Annotated in this window: 20 protein-coding genes and 2 tRNA genes; 15 read left to right on the forward strand and 7 right to left on the reverse strand. The window is 71.0% G+C overall.

Features of this window, described 5'->3' with window-relative positions; genetic code table 11:
- Window positions 1-91: 91 nt before the first annotated feature.
- The 10 genes from OIE53_RS00525 (at window position 92) to OIE53_RS00570 (ending at window position 11,254) form a co-directional block, all read left to right on the forward strand.
- Entirely contained in the window at window positions 92-1,135 is a 1,044-nt protein-coding gene (locus OIE53_RS00525; protein ID WP_327024567.1) for a substrate-binding domain-containing protein, read from the forward strand.
- A 56-nt stretch (window positions 1,136-1,191) separates the two neighbouring features.
- Window positions 1,192-2,367, forward strand: a complete 1,176-nt coding sequence (locus OIE53_RS00530; RefSeq protein ID WP_393341993.1) for a Gfo/Idh/MocA family protein — start codon at window positions 1,192-1,194, stop codon at window positions 2,365-2,367.
- A 453-nt stretch (window positions 2,368-2,820) separates the two neighbouring features.
- Window positions 2,821-3,969, forward strand: a complete 1,149-nt coding sequence (locus tag OIE53_RS00535; RefSeq protein ID WP_327024569.1) for an inositol-3-phosphate synthase — start codon at window positions 2,821-2,823, stop codon at window positions 3,967-3,969.
- Window positions 3,966-4,901: an SCO3242 family prenyltransferase gene (locus tag OIE53_RS00540; protein ID WP_327024570.1), complete on the forward strand. Its 936-nt coding sequence runs from the start codon at window positions 3,966-3,968 to the stop codon at window positions 4,899-4,901. The genes OIE53_RS00535 and OIE53_RS00540 overlap by 4 nt, the downstream gene beginning before the upstream one ends.
- Window positions 4,898-5,890 carry a sugar phosphate isomerase/epimerase family protein gene (locus tag OIE53_RS00545; protein ID WP_327024571.1) on the forward strand — a complete coding sequence of 331 codons (993 nt, stop codon included), beginning with the start codon at window positions 4,898-4,900 and terminating at the stop codon, window positions 5,888-5,890. The genes OIE53_RS00540 and OIE53_RS00545 overlap by 4 nt, the downstream gene beginning before the upstream one ends.
- A gap of 35 nt (window positions 5,891-5,925) precedes the next feature.
- The gene (locus tag OIE53_RS00550) at window positions 5,926-6,543 is read left to right on the forward strand and encodes an EboA domain-containing protein (RefSeq protein WP_327024572.1); all 618 of its coding nucleotides are present in this window, start codon (window positions 5,926-5,928) and stop codon (window positions 6,541-6,543) included.
- Entirely contained in the window at window positions 6,543-7,394 is an 852-nt protein-coding gene (locus tag OIE53_RS00555; protein ID WP_327024573.1) for a TatD family hydrolase, read from the forward strand. The genes OIE53_RS00550 and OIE53_RS00555 overlap by 1 nt, the downstream gene beginning before the upstream one ends.
- Window positions 7,394-8,581 (forward strand): metabolite traffic protein EboE, encoded by a 1,188-nt coding sequence (gene eboE / locus OIE53_RS00560; RefSeq protein WP_327024574.1) that lies wholly within the window; start codon window positions 7,394-7,396, stop codon window positions 8,579-8,581. The genes OIE53_RS00555 and eboE overlap by 1 nt, the downstream gene beginning before the upstream one ends.
- Window positions 8,578-9,960 carry an alkaline phosphatase family protein gene (locus OIE53_RS00565; RefSeq protein WP_327024575.1) on the forward strand — a complete coding sequence of 461 codons (1,383 nt, stop codon included), beginning with the start codon at window positions 8,578-8,580 and terminating at the stop codon, window positions 9,958-9,960. Before eboE ends, OIE53_RS00565 begins: the two co-directional genes overlap by 4 nt.
- Window positions 9,961-10,246: 286 nt before the next feature.
- Window positions 10,247-11,254, forward strand: coding sequence for a sugar phosphate isomerase/epimerase family protein (locus OIE53_RS00570; RefSeq protein ID WP_327024576.1), 1,008 nt, complete (start codon window positions 10,247-10,249; stop codon window positions 11,252-11,254).
- 99 nt (window positions 11,255-11,353) lie between these two features.
- Here OIE53_RS00570 and OIE53_RS00575 read toward each other — a convergent pair whose 3' ends face one another.
- From OIE53_RS00575 to OIE53_RS00590, 4 genes are all read right to left on the reverse strand, one after another.
- Window positions 11,354-12,532, reverse strand: a complete 1,179-nt coding sequence (locus tag OIE53_RS00575; RefSeq protein ID WP_327024577.1) for an ROK family transcriptional regulator — start codon at window positions 12,530-12,532, stop codon at window positions 11,354-11,356.
- A 167-nt stretch (window positions 12,533-12,699) separates the two neighbouring features.
- Window positions 12,700-13,785, reverse strand: coding sequence for a sugar phosphate isomerase/epimerase family protein (locus OIE53_RS00580; RefSeq protein ID WP_327024578.1), 1,086 nt, complete (start codon window positions 13,783-13,785; stop codon window positions 12,700-12,702).
- 76 nt (window positions 13,786-13,861) lie between these two features.
- Window positions 13,862-17,206: a ThuA domain-containing protein gene (locus OIE53_RS00585; RefSeq protein WP_327024579.1), complete on the reverse strand. Its 3,345-nt coding sequence runs from the start codon at window positions 17,204-17,206 to the stop codon at window positions 13,862-13,864.
- A gap of 277 nt (window positions 17,207-17,483) precedes the next feature.
- A complete protein-coding gene (locus OIE53_RS00590; protein WP_327024580.1) occupies window positions 17,484-17,885 on the reverse strand; it encodes a hypothetical protein in 402 nt (133 codons plus the stop codon).
- Between the two features lie 275 nt (window positions 17,886-18,160).
- Here OIE53_RS00590 and OIE53_RS00595 point away from each other — a divergent pair.
- Window positions 18,161-18,233, forward strand: a tRNA-Asn gene (locus tag OIE53_RS00595).
- Between the two features lie 253 nt (window positions 18,234-18,486).
- A tRNA-Ile gene (locus tag OIE53_RS00600) sits at window positions 18,487-18,560 on the forward strand.
- Window positions 18,561-18,675: 115 nt separating this feature from the next.
- On the opposite strand, the gene OIE53_RS00605 is transcribed toward OIE53_RS00600, so the two are convergent.
- The 3 genes from OIE53_RS00605 to OIE53_RS00615 all read right to left on the reverse strand — a co-directional run bounded on the left by OIE53_RS00605 (window position 18,676) and on the right by OIE53_RS00615 (window position 20,413).
- Window positions 18,676-19,086, reverse strand: a complete 411-nt coding sequence (locus OIE53_RS00605; protein ID WP_119578710.1) for a type II toxin-antitoxin system VapC family toxin — start codon at window positions 19,084-19,086, stop codon at window positions 18,676-18,678.
- Complete coding sequence (locus OIE53_RS00610; protein ID WP_199714641.1) at window positions 19,083-19,361, reverse strand: type II toxin-antitoxin system Phd/YefM family antitoxin; 279 nt, start codon at window positions 19,359-19,361, stop codon at window positions 19,083-19,085. Before OIE53_RS00610 ends, OIE53_RS00605 begins: the two co-directional genes overlap by 4 nt.
- A 212-nt stretch (window positions 19,362-19,573) precedes the next feature.
- The gene (locus tag OIE53_RS00615; protein WP_327024581.1) at window positions 19,574-20,413 is read right to left on the reverse strand and encodes an alpha/beta fold hydrolase; all 840 of its coding nucleotides are present in this window, start codon (window positions 20,411-20,413) and stop codon (window positions 19,574-19,576) included.
- 85 nt (window positions 20,414-20,498) lie between these two features.
- Here OIE53_RS00615 and OIE53_RS00620 point away from each other — a divergent pair, with 85 nt between their 5' ends.
- The 3 genes from OIE53_RS00620 to OIE53_RS00630 are packed head-to-tail and all read left to right on the forward strand — an operon-like array spanning window position 20,499 to window position 22,861.
- A complete protein-coding gene (locus OIE53_RS00620) occupies window positions 20,499-21,296 on the forward strand; it encodes an ABC transporter ATP-binding protein (RefSeq protein ID WP_327024582.1) in 798 nt (265 codons plus the stop codon).
- On the forward strand, window positions 21,293-22,054 hold the full coding sequence (locus tag OIE53_RS00625) for an ABC transporter permease (protein ID WP_327024583.1): 762 nt from the start codon (window positions 21,293-21,295) through the stop codon (window positions 22,052-22,054). The genes OIE53_RS00620 and OIE53_RS00625 overlap by 4 nt, the downstream gene beginning before the upstream one ends.
- Window positions 22,055-22,084: 30 nt before the next feature.
- Window positions 22,085-22,861 (forward strand): helix-turn-helix domain-containing protein, encoded by a 777-nt coding sequence (locus OIE53_RS00630; RefSeq protein ID WP_327024584.1) that lies wholly within the window; start codon window positions 22,085-22,087, stop codon window positions 22,859-22,861.
- Window positions 22,862-22,864: the final 3 nt, after the last annotated feature.

A 22,864-nucleotide genomic window follows, 5' to 3' on the forward strand; every position in this document is an offset into this window, starting at 1 on the left:
CCACATACCCCCCAGGCCGCCGGCGCATCGACGGTGGCCGGGCCCCGCACACCCCAAATCCCTCTCCACCACAGATAACCAGGAGGTCGTGATGACCCAGCACAGTCGCCGCCGGCTGCTATTCGGCGGGGCGGCCGTCGGAGCCGGCGTACTGCTGGCCGGCTGCACCAGCAACGAGCAGGCCACCCCGACCGAGGCCCAGACCAAGGCGGCCGAGGGCGGCGGCAACGCCGAGCCCGGCAAGAAGGTGACCATCGGCTTCTCCGCCCCGGCCGCCGACCACGGCTGGATCGCGGCGATCACCAACAACGCCAAGTCGCAGGCGGCGGCGTACTCCGATGTGGAGTTCAAGACGGTCGAGGCGGGCGCGGACGCAGCGGCCCAGCGGGCGGCGCTGGACACGTTGATCTCGCAGAAGCCGGACGTGATCGTGTTGCTGCCGCACGACGGCAAGGAACTCAACTCGTTCGGCCTGGCGGCCATGCAGGCCGGCATTCCCGTGGTCAACCTGGACCGGGCCTTCCCGGACGCCAAGGCGTACCGGTTGCAGATCAAGGGCGACAACTACGGCATGGGCGTCTCCGCCGCCAACTTCATCGTCGAGCAGCTCAAGGCCAAGGGCATCAGCAACCCGGTGATCGCCGAGATCGCCGGCATCGACTCGCTGGAGCTGACCCAGGAGCGCACCCAGGGCTTCAACGACACCCTGGCCCAGCACGGTTTCAAGGTGGCCAACCGCCGGGCGGCCGAGTTCACGGTGGACTCCGGGCAGCGTGAGGCGAGCCAGCTGCTCCAGGCCCTGCCGAAGATCGACGCGATCTGGAACCACGACGACGACCAGGGCATCGGTGTCCTGGCGGCGATCAGCCAGGCCAACCGCACCGAGTTCTTCATGGTCGGCGGCGCCGGCTCGAAGAAGGCGATGGAGGACATCCAGGCCGACAACACCGTGCTCAAGGCCACGGTGACCTACAGCCCGTCGATGGCCTCCTCGGCCATCTCGCTGGCTCGCCTGATCGGCCAGGACCGGGGCATGTCCGACCTGGTGGAGCTCCAGGTGCCCAAGGAGATCATCCTCGCCTCCGAAACGATCACCAAGGAGAACGCGAGCAACTACCTCAAGCTCGGGTTCTGACACGACCGGGGGGAGACCCAACCTTGTCCACGAACGACAAAGAACTGCGGGTCGGCATGGTCGGCTACGCGTTCATGGGCGCCGCCCACTCACAGGCGTGGCGCACCGTGAACCGGGTGTTCGACCTGCCGGCGCGGGCCCGGATGGCGCTCATCTGCGGCCGGGACGCCGGGAAGGTGGCCGAGGCCGCCGACCGGCTCGGCTGGGAGGAGCACACCACGGACTGGCGGGAGCTGGTGGCCCGACCGGACATCGACGTGGTGGACATCTGCACACCGGGTGACAGCCACGCCGAGATCGCCCTGGCCGCGCTGGCCGCCGGCAAGCACGTACTGTGCGAGAAGCCGCTGGCCAACACGGTCGCCGAGGCCCAGGAGATGGCCGCTGCGGCGGCCACCGCCCGGGCCGGCGGGGCACGCTCGATGTGCGGGTTCAACTACCGGCGGGTGCCCGCGGTGGCGCTGATGCGTCAGCTGGTCGCCGAGGGGCGGCTCGGCGAGATCCGGCACGTGCGGGCCAGCTACCTGCAGGACTGGATCGTGGACCCGCAGTTCCCGCTGGTCTGGCGGCTGCGTAAGGAGGTGTCCGGCTCCGGCGCACTGGGTGACATCGGGGCACACATCATCGACCTCACCCAGTACGTCACCGGCCAGCAGATCGCCGGGGTCAGCGCGGTGACGGAGACCTTCGTCAAGGAACGGCCGCTGCCGAGCGAGTCCAGCGGGTTGGCGGCCCAGACCGACGGCGGCAGCGCCGCCACCGGACCGGTCACCGTCGACGACGCGGCGATCTTCGTAGCCCGCCTCGACGGCGGGGCGCTGGCCACCTACGAGGCGACCCGGTTCGCCACCGGACGCAAGAACGCGCTCCGGGTGGAGATCAACGGGTCGCTCGGCACGGTCGCCTTCGACCTGGAACGACTCAACGAGCTGGAGTACTACGACGCGACGCGACCCGCCGCCGAGCAGGGCTTCAGCCGGATCCTGGTGACCGAGGGCGAGCACCCGTACCTGTCGGCCTGGTGGCCGCCGGGGCACATCATCGGGTACGAGCACTCCTTCACCCACCAGATGCGCGACTTCATCGAGGCGGTGGCGACCGGGGCCGACCCCAGTCCGTCCTTCGTCGAGGCGTTGCAGGTGCAACTGGTGCTGGACGCGGTGGTCCGGTCGGCCGAGGCAGGCTCGGCGTGGACCACCGTGGAGCCGACGTTGGCGACGGCCACCGTCTAGAGCCACCTTCGGTACCCGACCGGCGAGGGCCGTCCGCGGTTGCGCCCCGCGGCCGGAACGGGTCGGGTACCGGAGATCGTGCCGACGGGCCACCCGGCCCGGTGGCACGAGCAATGCGGTTCCTCCGGAGCGGCCGGACCGGGATTCCCCGGCCGCACCGGAGGGCCGCCGCCCGACCATCCATCCCCGACGAGCCCCAGGAACCCCCGGGGCTCCCACCCAGGATTTCTCACCTCGTCGTCCGGCTGGTCGCCTTGCCATGGGTACCGGCCGGATGCAGGCAGGCAGCGGCGAGACGCCGACCGCCGCCGCCTGCCAGCCCCGTCCGTCCGTACCGCTCCGCGTCGCCGGACCGGTGGTGACGCCGCCGACGTCGGCGCCGGCCGGTGATACGCACCGGAGCGGACGGCGGACGGGGCGCAACACACGGTGCAACGACCGGGAAGGAGCACCATGCGTACGGGTGTCTGGCTGGTGGGTGCGCGCGGCTCGGTCGCGACCACCAGCATCGTGGGGGCGCTCGCGCTGCGGGCCGGGCTGACCGCCCCGACCGGGTGCGTCACCGAACTGCCTGCGGTGGGCGGCCCCGCCCTGCCGGCCTTCTCCGACCTGGTCTTCGGCGGACACGACGTGGTCGCCACCCCGCTGGCCAAGCGGGCCGAGACCCTGGCCGCGGCCGGGGTGCTGCCCGCCCGCCTGGTCGCCGCCCTGCCGGAGGAACTAGCCGCGGTCGAGCAGGAGTTGCGGCCCGCCCCCACCGAGGGCAGCCAGGCCGACCGGGCCGCCGCGATGGTCCGCGACCTCACCGAGTTCCGCGACCGGCACCGGCTGGCCCGGGTAGTGGTGATCAACGTGGCCGCCACCGAACCGGCCCCCGAGTCGCATCCCGCCCACGCCGACCCGGCCGCCCTCGGGGCCGCCATGACCGGCCCCGAGGAGGTGCTGCCGCCCAGCTCGCTGTACGGGTACGCGGCCGTGAGGGCCGGCTGCCCGTATGTCGACTTCACCCCGTCGACCGGGTTGCGGCTGCCCGGGCTGGGCGCGTTGGCCGAACAGCACCGGGTGCCGTACGCCGGGCATGACGGCAAGACCGGGGAGACCCTGCTCAAGTCCGTACTGGCCCCGATGTTCGCGGTGCGCAACCTGCAGGTGCGCTCCTGGTCCGGGGTCAACCTGCTGGGCGGGGGAGACGGGGCCACCCTGGCCGACCCGGCCGCCAACGCCGCCAAGGTACGCAGCAAGCAGCGGGTGCTCGGCGAGACCCTGGGCTACCTGCCGCAGGGGGAGACCCGCATCGACTACGTCGAGGAGTTGGGCGACTTCAAGACCGCCTGGGATCTGATCACCTTCGCCGGGTTCCTGGGCACCGGCATGCGACTGGAGTTCACCTGGCACGGCTGTGACTCGGCGTTGGCCGCCCCCCTCGTGCTCGACCTGGCCCGGCTCACCGCCGCCGCGCACGCCGCCGGGCGTACCGGGCCCCTGACCGAGTTGGCCTTCTTCTTCAAGGACCCCCTCGGCGAGGGCACCCACTCCCTGGCCGACCAGTGGACCCGGCTGTGCGAGTTCGCCCGAGGACTGCACTCCGGAGGCACCCGATGACCCGCGTGGCTGACCTGCTGGAACTGGTCCGGGCCCCGGCCGCCCTCTCGGTGCCCGGGGACGTGGTCGCCGGTGCCGCCGCGGCCGGTGCACTGGGGCCGCGTACGCCCGCTCTGGCGACCGCCTCGGTGCTGCTCTACTGGGCCGGCATGGCCGCCAACGACTGGGCCGACCGGGGGTTGGACGCGACCGAACGCCCGGAGCGCCCCATCCCCAGCGGACGGGTCAGTCCCGGCCTGGCGGTCGGCCTGGCCGCCGGCCTGACCGCCGCGGGCGTCGGGCTGGCCGCCGCCGCCGGGGGACGCCGCGCCGCCGCGGTCGCCGTGCCCCTGGCCGCCACCATCTGGGGGTACGACCTGCTCGCCAAGAACACCGCCGCCGGTCCCGCCGTGATGGCCGCCTGCCGAGGGCTGGACGTGTTGCTGGGTGCCGCCGGTGGCCGTCCGGTCCGGGCCCTGCCGGCGGCGGTGACCGTGGCCGCACACACCTGGACGGTCACCGCCCTGTCCCGCCGCGAGGTCGACGGCGCTGACCGGGCTCTGCCGCTGCGTACCCTGGCCGGCACCGCCCTGGTCGCGGCGAGCGCCGCGGTACCGCCCGGCCCGCGTTCCGCAGACCCCGCTGCGCGGCGGGCGGACGGCCACTGCGGCGAGCGCTTCGGTGCCGGCCGCCGTGCGGTCGGGGTCGTCGCTGCGGCGCTGCCGGCCGTCCTCGCCGGGTGGTACGCCGCCCGCTACGGTGCCGCGCAGGCCCGGGTGGTCGCCGAACCCACCGCCGGTCGGGTGCGCCGGGCCGTCGGTGCCGGCATCACCAGCCTGCCCGCCTTGCAGGGCGCCCTGACCGCCCGGGCCGGAGCCGGTCTGCTCGGGGCGGCCGTGGCGGCGGCGGCGCCGCTGGGCCGACGGCTGGCCCGGAAGGTCTCCCCGACATGACCGCACCCGCCTCCGGCGCTTCCGACGGCCTGCGCTTCGGGTACGGCACGAACGGCTTCGCCAACCACCGGCTCGACGACGCCCTGGCGGTCATCGCCGACCTGGGTTACGTAGGGGTGGCGCTGACCCTGGACCACGACCACCTCGACCCCTTCGCCCCGGAACTGGCCCGGCGGGTGGATGCCGTCCGACGTCGGCTGTCCGAACTCGGCCTCGCCGTGGTGATCGAGACCGGGGCGCGCTACCTGCTGGACCGGTGGCACAAGCACGCTCCGACCCTGCTGCACGACGACGCCGCGCTGCGGGTGGAGTTCCTGCGCCGGGCGGTGACCATCGGCGCCGACCTGGGAGCCGAGGCGGTCTCCTTCTGGGCCGGGGTACGCCCCGAGGCGGTCCCGCCGACCCTGGCCTGGAACCGGTTGCTGGCCGGCTGCACCAGGGTGGTCGAGGCGGCCGACCGGGCCGGGGTGACGCTGGGGTTCGAGCCCGAGCCGGGCATGCTGGTCGAGGACATCGCCGACTGGCGTCGGCTGTACGCGGATCTGGGCGCACCGGCCTGCCTGGGCATCACCCTGGACATCGGACACTGTCGCTGCCTGGAGTCGCTGCCCGTGCCCGACTGCGTCCGCGAGGTCGGTACGCACCTGGTCAACGTGCAGATCGACGACATGCGCCGGGGGGTGCACGAGCACCTGGAGTTCGGCCAGGGCGAGATCGACTTCCCGCCGGTGCTGGCCGCCCTGCGCGAGGTCGACTACCGGGGCCTGGTCGCGGTCGAGCTGCCCCGCCACTCCCACGCCGCACCGGCGGTGGCCGCCCGATCCCTGGACCACCTCCGCCGCGCCACGGCCGCATCGACGGCTGGCGCAGCGGAGCGGGCCGACCCGCCGGAGGACCTTCCTACGCGGCGCGCGGGGATGACACGGACCTGCGGTGACGAGGGTGCAGCGACAGGCGACAACCACAGCCGGAACACGAGCCAGGCCTGACGACGGATGGCACGGAGAAAGGGGTGAGGACGGCGATGAGATCGGACGACCTGCGGGCGGCCCTGCGGGGCCTACCTGATCCGGACTGGCTGACGGCGGCCCTGCACGGTGTCGCGGCACAGCCCTCGGCGATCACGAGGTTCTTCCCGGCGGTCGGTCGGCGTTGCGGCCGGGCCGAGCTGCCCGACCTGCCCGGCTGGACCGCCGACGAGGCCGCTCGGGCCCTGCTGCTGGCCCACCTGCCGGCCGAGCACGCCACCCACGCCGAGGCGCTCTACTGCACCGGGGACGCCGCCGAGAAAAGGGCCGTGCTCAAGGCACTGCCACTGCTGCCGATCGGTACGGCCGGGATACCCCTGCTGCACGACGCCCTGCGTACCAACGACACCCGGCTGATCGCCGCCGCCCTGGGCCCGTACGCGACGCATCTGGACCCGCCGACCTGGCGGCAGGCGGTGCTCAAGTGCGTCTTCACCGGGGTACCCCTGGCCGTGGTGGCCGACCTCGACACCCGCGCCGACGGGGAACTGGCGGTGATGCTGGCCGGGCTGGCCGCCGAACGGCAGGCCGCCGGGCGCAGCATGCCCGAGGACGCCACGGCGCTGCTGGACCGGCTGACCGCCGCCAGTCGACCGCACCACAGGGAGGCGTGATGCGCATCTTCGACCCGCACATCCACATGACGTCCCGCACCACGGACGACTACGAGCGGATGGCCGCCGCCGGGGTACGGGCACTGGTGGAGCCGGCCTTCTGGCTGGGCCAGCCCCGCACCAATGTCGGGTCCTTCACGGACTACTTCGACTCCCTGGTCGGCTGGGAGCCCTTCCGGGCCGGACAGTTCGGGATACGTCACCACGCCACGGTCGCGCTCAACCCCAAGGAGGCCAACGACCCGCGCTGCCGGCCGGTGCTGGACGTGCTGCCCCGCTACCTGGAGAAGGACGGGGTGGTAGCGGTCGGTGAGATCGGGTACGACTCGATGACCCCGGAGGAGGACGCGGCCTTCGCCGCCCAACTGGCCCTGGCCGTGGCGCATGACCTGCCGGCCCTGGTGCACACCCCGCACCGGGACAAGGCCCGGGGGGTGGATCGCACCTTGGCCGTGGTCGCCGAGTCCGGCATCGACCCGGGTCGGGTGGTGGTCGACCACCTCAACGAGGTGACCGTGAAGCAGGTCCGGGACACCGGCTGCTGGCTGGGCTTCTCCATCTATCCGGACACCAAGATGTCCCCGCCCCGGATGGTGGAACTGCTCAAGGCGTACGGCACCGAGCGGATGCTGGTCAACTCCGCTGCCGACTGGGGCCGCTCGGATCCCCTGCTGACCCGGGCCACCGGGGACGCGATGCTGGCCGCCGGGTTCACCGACGACGACGTGGACCGGGTGCTCTGGCGTAACCCGGTCGAGTTCTACGGGCAGTCGGGTCGGCTGGACCTGCGCGACGAGGATGACGCGGAGCAGACCTTCGCCGGCAACTCGATCATGCGCGGCGGCAGCTGATGCGACTACGACATGCCGGCGGGCGCACCGTCCACCTGGGCTACTGCACCAATGTGCATCCCGCCGAGGAGTTCGCCGGCATCCTCGCCCAACTGGACCGCTACGCGGTGCCGGTCCGCACGGCACTCGGCGCCGACCTGCTCGGCCTGGGCCTGTGGCTGGCCGCCCCGGTCGCCGCCGAACTGGCCGCCGACCCGCAGGCCCGTCGCCGGTTGCGCACCGAGTTGACCGTACGCGGGCTGGAAGTGGTCACCCTCAACGGTTTCCCGTACGCGGCCTTCCAGGCACCCGTGGTCAAGGGGGCGGTCTACCAGCCGGACTGGACCACCCGGCAGCGGCTGGAGTACACCCTTAACCTGGCCCGGGTGCTGGCCGACCTGCTGCCCGAGGACGCCGACCGAGGCTCGATCTCCACCCTGCCGTTGGCCTGGCGTACCCCCTGGGACGGTGACCGGGCCGAGCAGGCCCGGCGGCGCCTGGACCAGCTCGCCGCCGGGCTGGCCGCCGTCGAACGGGACACCGGCCGCACCATCCGGGTGGGGTTCGAGCCGGAGCCCGGCTGCGTGATCGAGAGCAGCGCCCAGGCGGTGACGGCCTTGTCCGGGACGGACCCCGAGCGCCTGGGAGTCTGCCTGGATCTGGCCCATCTAGCCTGTGCCTGGGAGGAGCCGACCGCCGCCCTGGACCGGCTGGCCACCGCCGGGGTGCCGGTGGTGAAGGTGCAGGTGTCGGCCGCCCTGGAGGCGATCGACCCGGCCGCCGACCCGGAGGCGCTGCGCCGCTGGGTAGAGCCGCGGTTCCTGCACCAGACCCGTACCGCCGGCTGCGCCGGGGTCGACGACCCGGCGGATCCCCGGTGGGCCGCCGACGACCTGGACCTGGCCCTCGACGCCGGGCTGCCCGGCCCGTGGCGGGTGCACTACCACGTACCGTTGCACGCCCCACCCGAACCACCGCTGAACGCGACCCTGCCGGTGCTGCGCGCCGCGCTGGCCGCACTCTTCACCGCAGCCGAGGCCGGCTGCGACCACCTGGACGTCGAGACGTACACCTGGGGGGTGCTGCCGGCCGCGCGGCGCCCGGACACCGACGCGGAGTTGGCCGCCGGGATCGCCGCCGAGCTGGCCTTCGCCCGCGACGAACTGGTCGCCCTCGGGCTGACCCCGACCGAAACGGTATCGGCATGAGTCGCAAACTTCTGGTGCTGGACGTGGTGGGGCTGACCCCGCGTCTGCTGGCCCACATGCCCCGGCTGCGCGCGGTGGCCGACACCGGGTTCCGCGCCGAGCTGGGTACGGTGCTGCCGGCGGTGACCTGCTCGGTGCAGTCGACCTTCCTCACCGGTGCCCTGCCCACCGAACACGGCATCGTCGGCAACGGCTGGTACTTCCGCGACCTCGGTGAGGTGCTGCTCTGGCGGCAGCACAACGCCCTGGTCGGCGGGGACAAGATCTGGCAGGCCGCCCGGCGGGTACGCGGCGACTACACCGTGGCCAACGTCTGCTGGTGGTACGCGATGGGCGCGGACGTCGACTGGACGGTCACCCCGCGACCGATCTACTACGCGGACGGTCGCAAGGAGCCGGACTGCTACACCGACCCGCCGCAGCTGCACGACGAGCTGACCGCCCGGCTGGGCACCTTCCCGCTGTTCACCTACTGGGGGCCCGGGGCGGGTCTGCCCTCGTCCAGTTGGATCTGCCGGGCCGCCGAGCAGATCCTCACCGAAAAGTCGCCCGACCTGACCCTGGTCTACGTGCCGCACCTGGACTACGACCTGCAACGCTTCGGCCCGTCGGCGCCCCAGGCCGCCGCCGCGGCGACCGAACTGGACGGGGTGCTGGCCCCCCTGCTGGACGCCGCCCAGGCCCGGGACACCACCGTGGTGGTGCTCTCCGAGTACGGCATCACCGAGGTCTCCCGCCCGGTGGACGTCAACCGGCTGCTGCGCGCCGAAGGGCTGCTGCGGGTGCACACCCAGGCCGGCATGGAGTACCTGGACCCCTGGACCTCCCGGGCCTTCGCGGTAGCCGACCATCAGGTGGCCCACGTCTACGTACGCGACCCGGCGGACCTGGCGGCGGTGGCGAAGCTCTGCGCCGGGCTGCCCGGGGTGGCCGAGGTGCTCGACGCCGAGGGCAAGGCGGCGCACGGGCTGGACCATCCCCGCGCCGGTGAGCTGGTGCTGGTGGCCGAGCCGGACGCCTGGTTCACCTACTACTACTGGCTGGAGGACAAGCTTGCCCCGGACTTCGCCCGGCTGGTCGAGATCCACCGCAAACCCGGGTACGACCCGGCGGAACTGTTCTTCGACCCGGCCGCTCCCGCAGCGGCCAAGCGGCGGGCGGCCGCCGCGTTGGCCCGCAAGAAGCTGGGCCTGCGGTACCTGATGAGTGTGGTCGGGCTGGACGCCGGGGCCCGGGCGGTACGCGGCTCGCACGGGCGGTTGCCGGCCGACCCGGCCGACGGCCCGGTGCTGCTCTGCTCCGACCCTGCCCTGGCCCGGGAGCGCATCGCCGCCACCGAGGTGAAGGGGCTGCTGCTGGAGCTCGCCGGGTTGGGGTAAGTGCCCTCCCGTAGCGATGTAAGGAAGGGCCCCTTGTTAACGCCTGGCGTGGTACAGGGGCCCCCTCTTAACACGGGCGAACGACAGGGCCTTTTGTGGCGCGGGTGACGGGCCTAGAGTGAAGACGGCGACCGCGAGGTGGCCGGTGAGTCGACGGGAGGCGCAACCCGTCGGCCCCAGGCTGACCACGCCCACCGGCACCCCCTCCAGGCCGCCGTCTCCGGCATCCCTCGCCCCGGTCACGCAGGTACGGAATCCCCCTCACCACGACAGGGGAAAAGGACTGATGGCGCGACCGATCACGCTGTTCACCGGCCAGTGGGCCGACCTTCCGTTCGACGAGGTGTGCCGGCTCGCCGCCGAGTGGGGCTACGACGGTCTGGAGCTGGCCTGCTGGGGCGACCACTTCGAGGTCGACAAGGCCCTCGCGGACGACTCGTACATCGAGCGCAAGCGGGAGACCCTGGCCAAGCACAACCTCCAGGTCTTCACGATCTCCAACCACCTGGTCGGCCAGGCGGTCTGCGATCATCCGATCGACGAGCGGCACCAGGGCATCCTGCCCGCCCGGATCTGGGGCGACGGTGAGCCCGAAGGGGTACGCCAGCGGGCCGCCGCGGAGATCAAGGACACCGCCCGGGCGGCGGCCAAGCTCGGCGTCAACACGGTCGTCGGCTTCACCGGCTCGTCGATCTGGCACACCCTGGCGATGTTCCCCCCGGTGCCGCCCGCGATGATCGAACGCGGCTACCAGGACTTCGCCGACCGGTGGAACCCGATCCTCGACGTCTTCGACGAGGTGGGGGTGCGGTTCGCCCACGAGGTGCACCCCAGCGAGATCGCCTACGACTACTACACCACCAAGCGGACCCTGGAGGCGATCGACCACCGGCCCGCCTTCGGCCTGAACTGGGACCCCTCGCACTTCGTCTGGCAGGAGCTGGACCCGGTCAACTTCATCTTCGACTTCGCCGACCGGATCTACCACGTCGACTGCAAGGACGCCAAGGTGCGTACCGGCGACGGGCGGCGGGGCCGGCTGGCCTCCCACCTGCCCTGGGCGGACCTGCGGCGCGGCTGGGACTTCGTCTCCACCGGCCACGGTGACGTGCCGTGGGAGGACTGCTTCCGGGCCCTCAACGCGATCGGCTACGACGGCCCGATCTCGATCGAGTGGGAGGACGCCGGCATGGACCGCCTGGCCGGTGCCCCCGAGGCCCTTCAGTTCGTCCGCCGGCTAGCTTTCGACGCCCCCGCCGCCGCCTTCGACGCGGCGTTCAGCAGCAAGGACTGAGCAGATCCCTGAGGGGCCCGGCGACCACCCGGGCCCCTCAGGGGGTACGCCGACCACGCCGGACGGTGAAGGGCCGCACCGGCGGCTGTGCCGACGCCCTCAGCCCGAGGTGAAGACGTGATCGCTGGCCAGCCGGGCCGCACCCACCAGGGCGGCCCGGTCGGCCAGGTCGGAGAGGACCACCGGCATCGTCCCGGTGGCCAGCGGCGCGGATCGGCGGTAGACCACCCCGCGGATCTCGGAGAGCAGGATGTGCCCGAGCCCGTCCGGTGCCCCGCCGATCACCACGATGCCCGGGTTGAAGAAGCTGACCAGGCCGACTAGCACCCGCCCCACCCGGCGGGCCGCGTCACGGACCAGCGCCTGGGCGGCGGGATCACCGGCGGTCGCCGCCGAGGCGATGTCCGGCACGGTCAGGGTGCCCGTCTCGGCCAGCCGGGCCGCCAGCAACTCCGACCGGCCACCGCGGGCAGCCGCCGACGCCGCCCGGATCAGCCCCGCGTCACCGCAGTACGCCTCCAGGCAGCCGAACTCACCGCAGGCGCAGACCGGCCCGTCCTCACCGAGCGGCAGGTGGGCGATGTCGCCGGCGCTGCTCGTCGCCCCCCGGTAGAGGGAGCCGTTGAGCACCAGGCCGCAGCCGATCGCGGTGCCGAGCTTCAGGTACAGGAAGTCGTCGAAGGTCCGGCCGATGCCGGCGTGCTGTTCACCGAGGGCGAGCACGTTCGCGTCGTTGTCGACCAGCGCCGGACAGCCCAACTCGGTGGCGAAGGCGTCCCGGACCGGGAACCGCTGCCAGCCGGGCAGCACGGCCGGCGCGACCGAGCTGCCGTCGTCGACCGGCCCGGGCAGCGCGATGCCGACCCCGGTGAGTTCGGCGACGCCGAGTTCGGCGCGAAGCTTCTCGACCAGTTCGACGGCGCGGGCGATCACCGGTTCCGGCCCGCCCCGAACCTCCGCCGGTTCACCGGTCTCGGCCAGCACGTTGAGCTCACCGTCGGTCAGCGCCACGCTGATCCGGTCGGCCGCCACGACGACGCTGGCGAATCGCACCCGGGCCGCCAGACGCAGCAGCGAGGACCGGCGTCCGCCCCGGGAGGCGGCCTGCCCGGCGGTCTCTACCAGCCCGCGGGCGACGAGCCGATCCAACTCGGTGGTGAGGGTCGAGCGGGACAACCCCAGGAGGTCGCCCAACTCCACCCGGGAGCGGGGGCCGTCGTCGCGTAACAGTCGGACCAGTCTCGCCTGCTGCGGATTCTCTGGTCGGACGAGCGTCATCACCAACACCTCCCGTCCGAAGTCTCCCATGTGGGTGTTTCCAGCCTGTAGCGCCCGGGGCCGCATCCGGTGACGGATGCGGCCCCGGGGGTGTCACCGCGGGCGGTGCCGGCACAGCGGGCACGCCCGCCGGCACCATGTCCACGGTCTCCCGCATGTCCGGTCCGTCAGCCCCGCAGACCCGACATGTGCTGGTAGCTCACCTCGGCGTAGCGCAGCGAACGGCCCGGGTCGGCGGCCCCGCCCGGCGCGTTGTCCTGCTCCCACATCGGGTTGTGGTAGCCCTTGGCGCCCATGTTGGCGAAGAAGTTGCCGTAGTCGATGTCGCCCTGGCCGAGCGGCACCATCTCGTACCCGGCCGCGACGTTCGGGTTGAACGCGCCGTCCTTCGCGTGGAACAGCGGGAACCGCATGGTCCGGGTCGCCACCGTGGCCAGCGGGTCGAAGACGTCGGTCTGCAGGTTGCCGTCCGGGTCGGTGTAGGCGCGGAAGCGGTGCTGGGCCACGTGCGCCCAGTAGATGTCCATCTCGAAGAAGACCTTGTCGGCCTCGGTCCTGTCGAAGAAGTACTCCAGCTTGCGGATGCCGGAGGACCGGGTGGGCCGGCCCAGCCCGTCCAGCGGCCCGCTGTCGAGCAGGAAGTTGTACGCCGCGTCGTGGTTGTGCGTGTACAGCTTCAGCCCACGGGCGCGGGCCATCTCACCGAACAGGTTCCACCGATCGGCGGCGGCGTCCCAGTCGGCCTTGTAGTTGCTGTTCGTCGGGTCGCTGCCGGTGCCGATGTGCTGCATGCCGAGGATCTCGGCGGTGTCGAGGGTCCGCTCGAACGCGGCGATGGTGTCCGGCGTGACCGTGCCGGGGATCGAGGCGTGTGAGCCGTTGGCGCGCAGCCCGTTGTCGTCCAGGATCTTCCGGATCTCCGTCGGGGTGATCTGCCTGCCCAGGATGCTCGTGTGCTGGTTGTAGCCGGCGAACTCGACCTCCTTGTAGCCGATCTCGGCGAGCCGGCCGAGCACCCGCTCGAAGCCGTACGGCACGCCGCTGGTGTCCGGGGCGGCGCTGATCCGGTCCCGGACGCTGTACAGGATGATGCCCCGCTTGCCCGGCGGGACGAGCACCCCGTTGCCGTTGCCCTTGCCGTTGGCCACGGCGGCGGAGCCGAAGCCGGCGGCGCCGACGGCCGCCGCGCCGGCGACCCCGGCGAAGGCGCCGAGGATCCGACGCCGGCTCAATCCGTGCTGACTGTCGCTCATGTCGTACTGCCTTTCTCGGTGGTGTTACCGGTGAGATGGCTGGGGTCGCCGGGTGACGACCCCAGCCGCATGGTGCCTACGGGGTGAGGCCGATGCCCGGACCGTTGAACTGCACCCAGTTGAGGTTGCCGAAGCCGCCGGCCGGGCCGCCCGGAACCGGGGTGAACACCAGGTAGAGCCGGAAGGTGTCACCGGGGTCGGTGATCGGCACGCTGGTGCTGGTGAAGGCGTTGTTGCCGGTGGTCGCGTTGACCGTGGCGGTGGTCAGCAGCGGACCGGTCGGCGAGTCCCGGCGGAACTCGACGTTGAACCGTGGCTGCCCGGCCGTGGCCGCGCTACCACCGGAGGTACGCAGGGTCACCGAGTCGATGTTCCGCAGGTTGACCGTGCCGTTGACGGCGATCCAGTCACCGTTGTCGAGGCTGCCGCGTTGCTGCCCGCCGCCGGCGTCCGCGGTGTTGCCGACCGTGGTGCCGGACTGGTTGCGGGCGAACTCCACCTGCTGCAACTTGTCCTGGATGACCTGCTGACCGATGGTGGTCAGCGGCGGCTGACCGTTGGCGCCGTTGTCGGTGTAGGTCGCGCTGATCACGCCGTAGATGTAGCCGCCGTGCGAGGCGTCGTCGGCGAGCGTGGGCAGCACCCCGGAACAACCGAGCTGGTTGGCCTCCCCATGACCGTGGTCGTCGTGGCCGAGGACGAAGGTCACCTCCACCTTCGAGCAGTCGATCGGGCCGTCCTCCGGGTCGGTGACCGTCACCGACCAGGGGATGTCGTCACCCCAGCTGAAGAACCCACCCTCGATCGGTACGTCCACCCGGACCGTCGGGGCGGTGTTGCCGACCGTGATGGTGGTGTTCGCCGTAGCGGTCTTGCCGCTGGAGTCGGTCACCGTCAGCCGCGCCGTGTAGACGCCGTTGCTGGTGTACGTGAACGAGGGGTTCGGGTCGACGGAGTCGGTCGTGCCGTTGCCGTCGAAGTCCCAGGCGTACGAGATGGAGTCCGCCGGGTCCGGGTCGCGTGACCCGTCACTGGAGAAGGCCACCGTCAACGGGGCCTGCCCGTTGGTCGGGGTCGCGTTCAGCACGGCCGTCGGCGCCCGCAGGCCCTTGACGTAGCTGAACTTCACCATCGCCGCGTCCGGGTTGATGTTGAAGAACCCGTCCCCGTACGTCAGCAGGTAGAAGTTGCCGTCGGGGCCCCACATCATGTCCATCGGGTTGTCGCAGAGGAACGGCTTGGCCGGTGTGACCGGGCCTCCGCCGCAGCTCAACAGATCGTTGATCTTCAGGACGCCGCCCTGCGAGTCGAGCCGGACCTCCCGCAGGTAGTCCCGGGTGAACTCGCCGAAGAAGATCGCGCCGTCGTAGTACGCGGGGAACTTCGTCTCCGACCTCAGCTCCGGGTCGTAGTCGTACTTCGCCGCGCCGTGCGGACCCACACCGCCGGTGCCGAGCTCCGGGAAGAGCGCCGGGCAGGTCTGGGTGGGAGTGGACAGGTAGGACTCCGGGCAGGGCGTCGGGGCCTGGAAGGAGTACCAGAGCTCCGACTTCTCCACCGGCGGCAGGTCCACCAGGCCGGTGTTGTGCCGGGAGGTGTTCTTCGGCGCCGCGCAGTCGAACGGTGCGATCGGCGAGATCGGGCTCGTGGTCCAGTTCATCTCGAAGTACGGCAGGTCCGGCTGTACGCACATCGGCCAGCCGTAGTTCGCGGGCTTGTCGACGACCATCATCCGGCCGGTGCCCGCCGGCCCCCGCCCGACCGTGGCGGTCGAGGAGTCGGGGGAGTAGTCGGTGATGTAGGCGACGTCATTCTTGTCCAGGGTGATCCGGAACGGGTTGCGCAGCCCCATCGCGTAGATCTCCGGTCGGGTCTTGTCACCCGGGTCCTGCGCCTCGGGGAAGAGGTTCCCCTCGGGGATGGTGTAGCTGCCGTCCGCCTGGACCTTGATCCGCAGGATCTTGCCCCGCAGGTCGTTGGTGTTGGCGGAGCTGCGCCGGGCGTCCACGAACGGCGCCTGGTAGATCCCGCTCGCGCTCACCGAGTCGTTGTGCGGGGAGAAGCCGCCCGAACCACCGCCGCCGGCCGGGGTGTCGTCCCCGGTGACCAGCCACAGATTGTTCTCCGAGTCGAAGGCGATGTCCCCTCCGACGTGACAGCAGGCACCCCGGTCCACCGGCACCTGCATGATCTTCTGCTCGGTGCTCAGGTCGAGCGAGGGGTTCTCGCCGTCGACGAACTTGAACCGCGACAGCTGGAAGTAGCCCTTCCAGTTGTCCCAGGCGTTGGGGTTGGTGCTGGTCGTCGGCGCCGCGCCGGTGGGAGTGTCGCCCGGTGGGGCGTAGAACAGGTAGACCCACCTGTTGGTGGCGAAGTCCTTGTCGATCGCCGGGCCGTACATCCCGTCCTCGCTGTGGGTGTAGACCGGGATCTGGGCCAGCAGGGTGGTGCGGTTACCGTCCGGCTCGTGCAGCCGTACGCCGCCACGTCGGTCGGTCTGGATGACCCGCCCGTCGGGCAGCACGTCGAAGCCGATCGGCTCGTTGACGTTGGGCTGCGCGCCGATCACCGTCATCTGGTAGTTGGCCAGCACGGTCGCGCCACAGTCGCCGTCGGTGACGCCGGCCGCCCACTGGATCGCGCCGCCCAAGTGGGCGCGCAGGTCAGTGCCGCTGAAGCTTTCCGGGGTGGCCCCGAGTCCGGTGTAGAACGAGCGGCCGCCCTGGTAGTCCTTGCACCAGGTGATGGGGTGGTCGAAACCCATGCTGCCGCCGGCGTACGTCTTCTCGTCCACGGTCGCCAGGACGTGCGAGAAGCCTCGGACGTTGGCCGCGAAGTTGTACCACCGGTCGGTCGTGGTCCACCGCTCGGGCAGCGCGGCCGAGGCCGGGTGCACCCGGTCGGCCACGGTCACCGTGGCGGCGCTGGCCGGCGTCGCCGCGCCGACGGCGCGGGTGCCGAGGACCTCGTCGAGGAAGCTCCAGCCCGGCTCCGCCTCGATCGCCGAGTGCACGCCGACGAAACCGCCACCAGCGCGGTAGTACTTCTCGAACGCGGCTCGTTGAGCGTCGTCGAGCACATCGCCGGAGGTGTTCAGGAACACCACGGCGCGGAACTGCTTCAGGTGCGGCTCGCGGAACCTGCGGGCGTCATCGGTGACGTCCACGGTGAACCGTCGTTGCTTGCCGAGCTGCCGGATGGCGTCGACACCGGCCGCCGTGGCCGGGTGGGTGCCGTCGGCCGATCGGGTGAAGACGAGCACCTTGTACTGGATGCCGTTGTTGGTCGTTGTTGCTCCGTCCGCCACCGGTGCGGCCTGCGCCGCTGCCGTGTGCCGGGTCCCGGTCGCGACGAGTGTCGCGCCGACGAGGGTGAGGAGACTCAGATAGGTGAGGGCTCTGCGGCCCAACGGTCTGCGCATCGAACCTCGCTCTGATCGGTCAGCTCCGCCCCGGCACACGCGGTGCCGAGGCGGTTGGGGGGTTACCAAACGAGCCTGGCCAGGTCTAACGAGGACGATATTTGCGGCAGACGATAAAGAGAAGAGGTTGGAGGCAGAAGTTCCCGCGAAATCGCCGGGACTTTTGTTCAATACGGGCGAAAGTTACCCCGCGAGGGCTGGACGCTTTGCCTGAGGTGCACACACAGCAGCCGGGCCCCACCGCCGCAGTGGCGATCGGGCCCGGCTGAAAGGGTTGCTACAGGTTCGTGCCGTTGGTGCCGGACGGCTTGCTACGGGCCGTGGTCGAGCTCGTCGACCCGGTGGTCGACGAGCTGGTGGTCGACCCCGACGAGCTGGAACTGGACTTGGCGCCCGCCGTGGCCGGCGTGCCGGCGAAGGCATCGTCGGCGGAGCTGGACTCGTGCTTGCCGTTCGGGCTCAGCTTCTCGCCCAGCTTCGAGTGGCCGAGCTTGTCCTTGCCCTCGTTGTAGAGCCGGCTGGCCTGGGCCTGGGCTACCCCGGCCGCCTCCTGGACGGTCGGGTGGTCGAGCACCTTGCGACCCTGGACCATCAACTCCTCGTACTTCTCACGGCCGGCACGGGCGCCCAGGACGAACCCTGCAGCCAGCCCGCCAAGGAACATGATCTTTCCGCGCATGGCGGCTCCTCTCGTACCTGACGCGCCGTCGACCCACCCCCGAACCCGGGGGCGGGGCCGACCAGTTCGCGCCTGCGTCCTGTCGTCGGCAGCTAACTACCCATCCTGCTCTCTGCTCATACCTCCTTGTGCCGCGATGGCGATTTGCCCCACACAATCCGATCGGTGTGCCCCGCTGATCGTGAGGGTAACCCCCTGGACCAAGACCCCCCGGAGTCCTGTACTCTTGTGCCCGGCGCACGGCGCGGAGAGATCCGCACCGGGCGGCGGTGCAGTCCCCCGTAGCTCAATTGGCAGAGCAGCCGGCTGTTAACCGGCAGGTTTTTGGTTCGAGTCCAAACGGGGGAGCTTGCTTCTCCAGCACGACATGCCCACCGGCAGCCCGGTGGGCATTCGCCGTTTCGAGGCCGCCCGAGAATGTCCGCTACCAGGGCGTCAGTTGCATCGACACTGCTGGTGCGGCCGGTGGGCGGGGCGGGATCAGATTTGCCGGCTGCCCGCTGTATTCTCGCGTTGCCCATCGTGCTGCTGAGGCGGAGGGCGACGCCGGTAATGAGCGGCCGGTGATCGACAGGGGCGGGATGACTCCGGCCCTGGTGCCGGGGCGGTAGCTCAGCCGGTTAGAGCAGGGGACTCATAATCCCTCGGTCGCGGGTTCGAGTCCCGCCCGCCCCACTCGAAACGGATACCCAAACGGAGGGGTGCAAGTCCGCAAACGCAGGCCACGGCCGTCGTCGTGGCCGGGCGTCAAGCGGCGGCCGGACTTCGTACAGGGTGGTGGATTCGCGGGTCAGTTCTGGCCGGGGCTTGCTACGGGTAGTCCTGCTTCCTTGGCGCAATCGAGCAGCCGCCGGTCGTAGGTGACGAAGGCGGTGAGTGCCGTGCCGGACTCGTTGGTCAGTACCTGGGCGGTGGCCAGGTGGATGGCGTCGAGGCTGCGGAGCGTCGGCTCGGCGAACGCGGCTGCGGTTGCACGGATCGTGCTGTCGATCTCCAGTCGGAACAGCCGTCCGACAGCAGCCGGCACTCCGATCAACGCCTGCGGAGCTGATCGGCGCAGCGCTCTGGGCACTTCCACCTCGACGAGCGCGGAGGAGACCAGCGGCACGTCGTCGTGCTTGTTGAGCCAGGAGACAAGGTCGGCGCTGCATGCTTCCTGCCGCACCAGCTTGACGACGGCGGCGGAATCGAGATAGATCACCAGCGCTCCTCGTCACGCATTGCAGCGAGCGAGGCGGCCACGTCTACACTCTCGTCACCGAGCTTCGGTGGAAGTGGAACAGAGCCCCCTCCGGTGGGGGCGACGGCCCGCCCTGCCGCTACCAGCTTGGCCAGAATCGACCTGTCGTCGCCCACCGGAACAAGTCGAGCGATCGGGTGTCCACGATCGGTGATCTCGACGGTCTCCCCGCCACTCACCCGAGCCAACACCTGGCTCGTGTTCTGGTTTAGCTCCCGGACACCGATGCGTTCCATGGACACGAGTGTAGAACTAAATGTTCTACGGTTCTAGCTCCTGGCGTAATCCGGGCTGTCTGTTCGCTGACCAGGGAGATCAACGAGGCATGCCACGCTAGATCCCGACGCCGCCGACTTGCCGTCAACGTCGAGGTGGATCGATGGCGGTGTGACACCTGACCCGGTCTGGCACCCGCCGCTGACTCGTCTCCGTGCATCCGGCGAGCCGGTCAGCGCAGGAACGCTGTCAGGGTCTGTCGGAACCACGCCGGATCGTCGTGCCAGGGCTGGTGTCCGCCGGCCGGCAGCACGGCCAGCTCAGCCTGCGGAAACAGGGCAGCGTACGCGGCTGCGCAGCTAGGGGGGAGTGCGACGTCGTATTCGCCGGCGACGAGCAGGACCGGTGCCCGGAGGTGGGCGAGGCCGGCTCTGGTCGCCTGCGGGTCAACGGCCCCGGCCGAGTAGTAGATGCCGGCCGCCTCCGCGTTCCGCTGACTCGCCTCTCGGTCGAGTCGAGCCCGGACGTCGGCATCCCATCGGCCGTGCATGAAGGGTTCGATCGCCTGCCAGTCAGCCTCGGTGGCGTCGCCCGACCAGATCCGCTCGAAGGCGGCGAAGGCGGCAGGGAACCAGGGTTCGCTGTGGCGCAGTTCCGCGACCCGGCGACGGTCGGCGTCGGTGACCTCCAGGTCGACCACGCGCGGGCTGGGGGTGACCAGCACGAGACGGCCGATCCGGTCGGGGTGGCGGGCGGCGTATCGCACGGCGAGACCGCCGCCGGCCGAGTGCCCCAGCAGGTCGATCCGCTCCTGGCCGAGATGCGCGCGTAGCGCTTCGACGTCCCCGACGAGCCGGTCGACGCGATACGTCGCCGGGTCCGCCGGGATGGCCGAATCACCGGTCCCACGCAGGTCGAGGCGTACGAGCAGGCGATGGGCCGACAACCCGCCCAGGTCCCCGAGGTAGGCCGAGGACTGCATCGGGCCGCCGGGAAGGCAGATCAGCGGGGCACCCTCGCCAACCTGGTGGTAGGCGAGCCGGGTGCCGTCGGTGCCATCGAAGAAGACCATGCAGGGACCGCGTCGGAAGCCTTTGTCAGGGGGCGGCGGACGGGGCTTGACCCTGACGCAGCGTCAACCCCCCATGCTGCCGGTCATGAGCATTCCACCACCAGCCGGTCGGGCCGAGGGGCCGGCGATCCAGGTACGAAATCTGGCGAAGTCGTTCAAGCAGTTGCCGGTGCTGCGCGGCGTGGACCTCGACGTGGCGTGGGGCAGCATCGTCGCCCTGCTCGGCTCGAACGGGGCGGGCAAGACCACCCTGGTGAAGATCCTGGCCACCCTGCTCAAGGCCGACGCGGGGACCGTCCGGGTCAACGGGTTCGATGTCGGCACCCAGGCCGACGACGTACGCAGGTCGATCAGCCTGACCGGGCAGTTCGCGGCGGTCGACGAGATCCTCACCGGGCGGGAGAACCTGGTCCTGGTGGCCCGGCTCCGGCACCTGGCGGCCCCGGGTGCGATCGCGGACGACCTGCTGCGGCGCTTCTCGCTGACGGAGGCGGCCGACCGGCGGGTGGCGACCTACTCCGGGGGAATGCGCCGTCGGCTGGACATCGCGATGAGCCTCATCGGGGACCCGCCGGTGATCTTCCTGGACGAGCCGACCACCGGGCTGGACCCGCAGGCGCGCATCGAGGTCTGGCAGGCCGTCCGGGAACTCGCCGGAGGAGGTACGACGGTGCTGCTCACCACCCAGCATCTCGACGAGGCGGAGCAACTCGCCGACCGGATCGCGATCCTCCACCAAGGTCGGATCATCGTCGACGGCACCCTGGGTGAACTCAAGCGGCTGCTCCCCGCACCCGAGGTCGAGTACGTCGAGAAGCAGCCGAGTCTCGAGGAGGTCTTCCTGGCCCTGGTCGGCCCCGGAACGGAGAGGGCGGACCGATGACCAGACATCTGCTCGGCGACACCGGGGTCCTGCTGGGCCGCTCACTGCGCCACATCGCCCGCAGCCCGGACACCATCATCACCACCGCGATCATGCCGATCGCTTTCCTGCTGCTGTTCGTCTACGTCTTCGGCGGCGCGATCGAGACCGGGTCCGAGTCGTACGTGAACTATCTGCTGCCCGGCATCCTGGTCATCACGATCGCCTCCGGTATCTCCTACACCGCCTTTCGGCTCTTCCTGGACATGCAGGGCGGCATCGTCGAACGGTTCCAGTCCATGCCGATCGCCCGGTCCTCCGTGCTGTGGGCGCACGTCCTGACCTCGCTGGTCGCCAACCTGATCTCGCTGGCGGTGGTCGTCGGCGTGGCCTTGGTGGTGGGCTTCCGTACCGGGGCGGGGGTGCTGGGGTGGCTAGCGGTCGCCGGCATCCTGGTCCTGCTAACCCTGGCCCTGACCTGGCTGGCCGTGTTGCCCGGCCTGACCGCGAAGTCCGTGGACGGCGCGAGCGGGTTCGCGTACCCACTGGTGTTTCTGCCGTTCGTCAGTTCGGCCTTCGTACCCACCGGGTCGATGCCCGGCCCGGTCCGGGGCTTCGCCGAGCATCAGCCGGTGACCGCGATCGTCGACGCGATCCGGGACCTGTTCGCCGGGCAGCCGGTGGGTGCCGACATCTGGACCGCCCTGGCCTGGTGCGTCGGTCTCCTCGTCGTCGCCTACCTCCTCGCGGTGCTGACCTACCGGCGTCGGGTCGCCTGAGTCGGCGGTGGAGAGGGGCAGGATCGGAGCATGCTGACGATCGGGCAACTGGCGGCGTACGCCGGGGTCACCGTGCGCGCGGTGCGGCACTATCACCAGGTAGGGCTGTTGCCCGAGCCGGAACGGGATTCCTCCGGCTACCGACGGTACGGCGCCAAGGCGGTCGTGTCGCTAGTGAAGATCCGTACCCTGGCCAACGCCGGTGTGCCGTTGGCCCGTATCGGTGAGTTGCTCGACGCCGACCCTGCGGCCTTCGCCGACGCGATCCGGACCATCGACGAGCGGTTGCGGGACCAGATCGAGCGGTTGGAGACCAGCCGCAGGCAGATCGCGCAACTGGTCGGCGGGGACCGGCTGACCCTCCCACCGGAGGTCGCCGCCTACCTCGACCGGCTCCGCGAGCTGGGGGTGTCGGAACGGGTGGTGGAGGGGGAGCGGGACGGCTGGATCCTGGTCGCCGCCCGCTGGCCCGAACGGATAGCCGAATTCATGCCCGGCAAGCTGGCCCAACTCGATGACCCGCAGGTCGTCCGGCTGTACCGGGTGCTGTCGGAGATCTTCGACGACGAGCCGGGGGAGACCGACGACCCCCGGCTGGCGGAAGCCGCCGACATCATGGTGGGCCTGGCCGAGCAGGCGTACCGCTCCGGCGAGATCCTCAGCGACGAGACGTACGACGAGTTGCCGAATGACCTCGTCGACGCCCTGGCCGTGGAGTCCGACCCCAGGGTGCAGCGGCTATGGAACCTGCTGCGCGAGCGCGGCTGGGCCGGATGGAACCGGATGGAGCCGCTGCAACGGCGCTGACTC

The sequence above is a fragment of the Micromonospora sp. NBC_01739 genome (assembly GCF_035920385.1).
In the GTDB taxonomy this organism is placed as follows: domain Bacteria; phylum Actinomycetota; class Actinomycetes; order Mycobacteriales; family Micromonosporaceae; genus Micromonospora.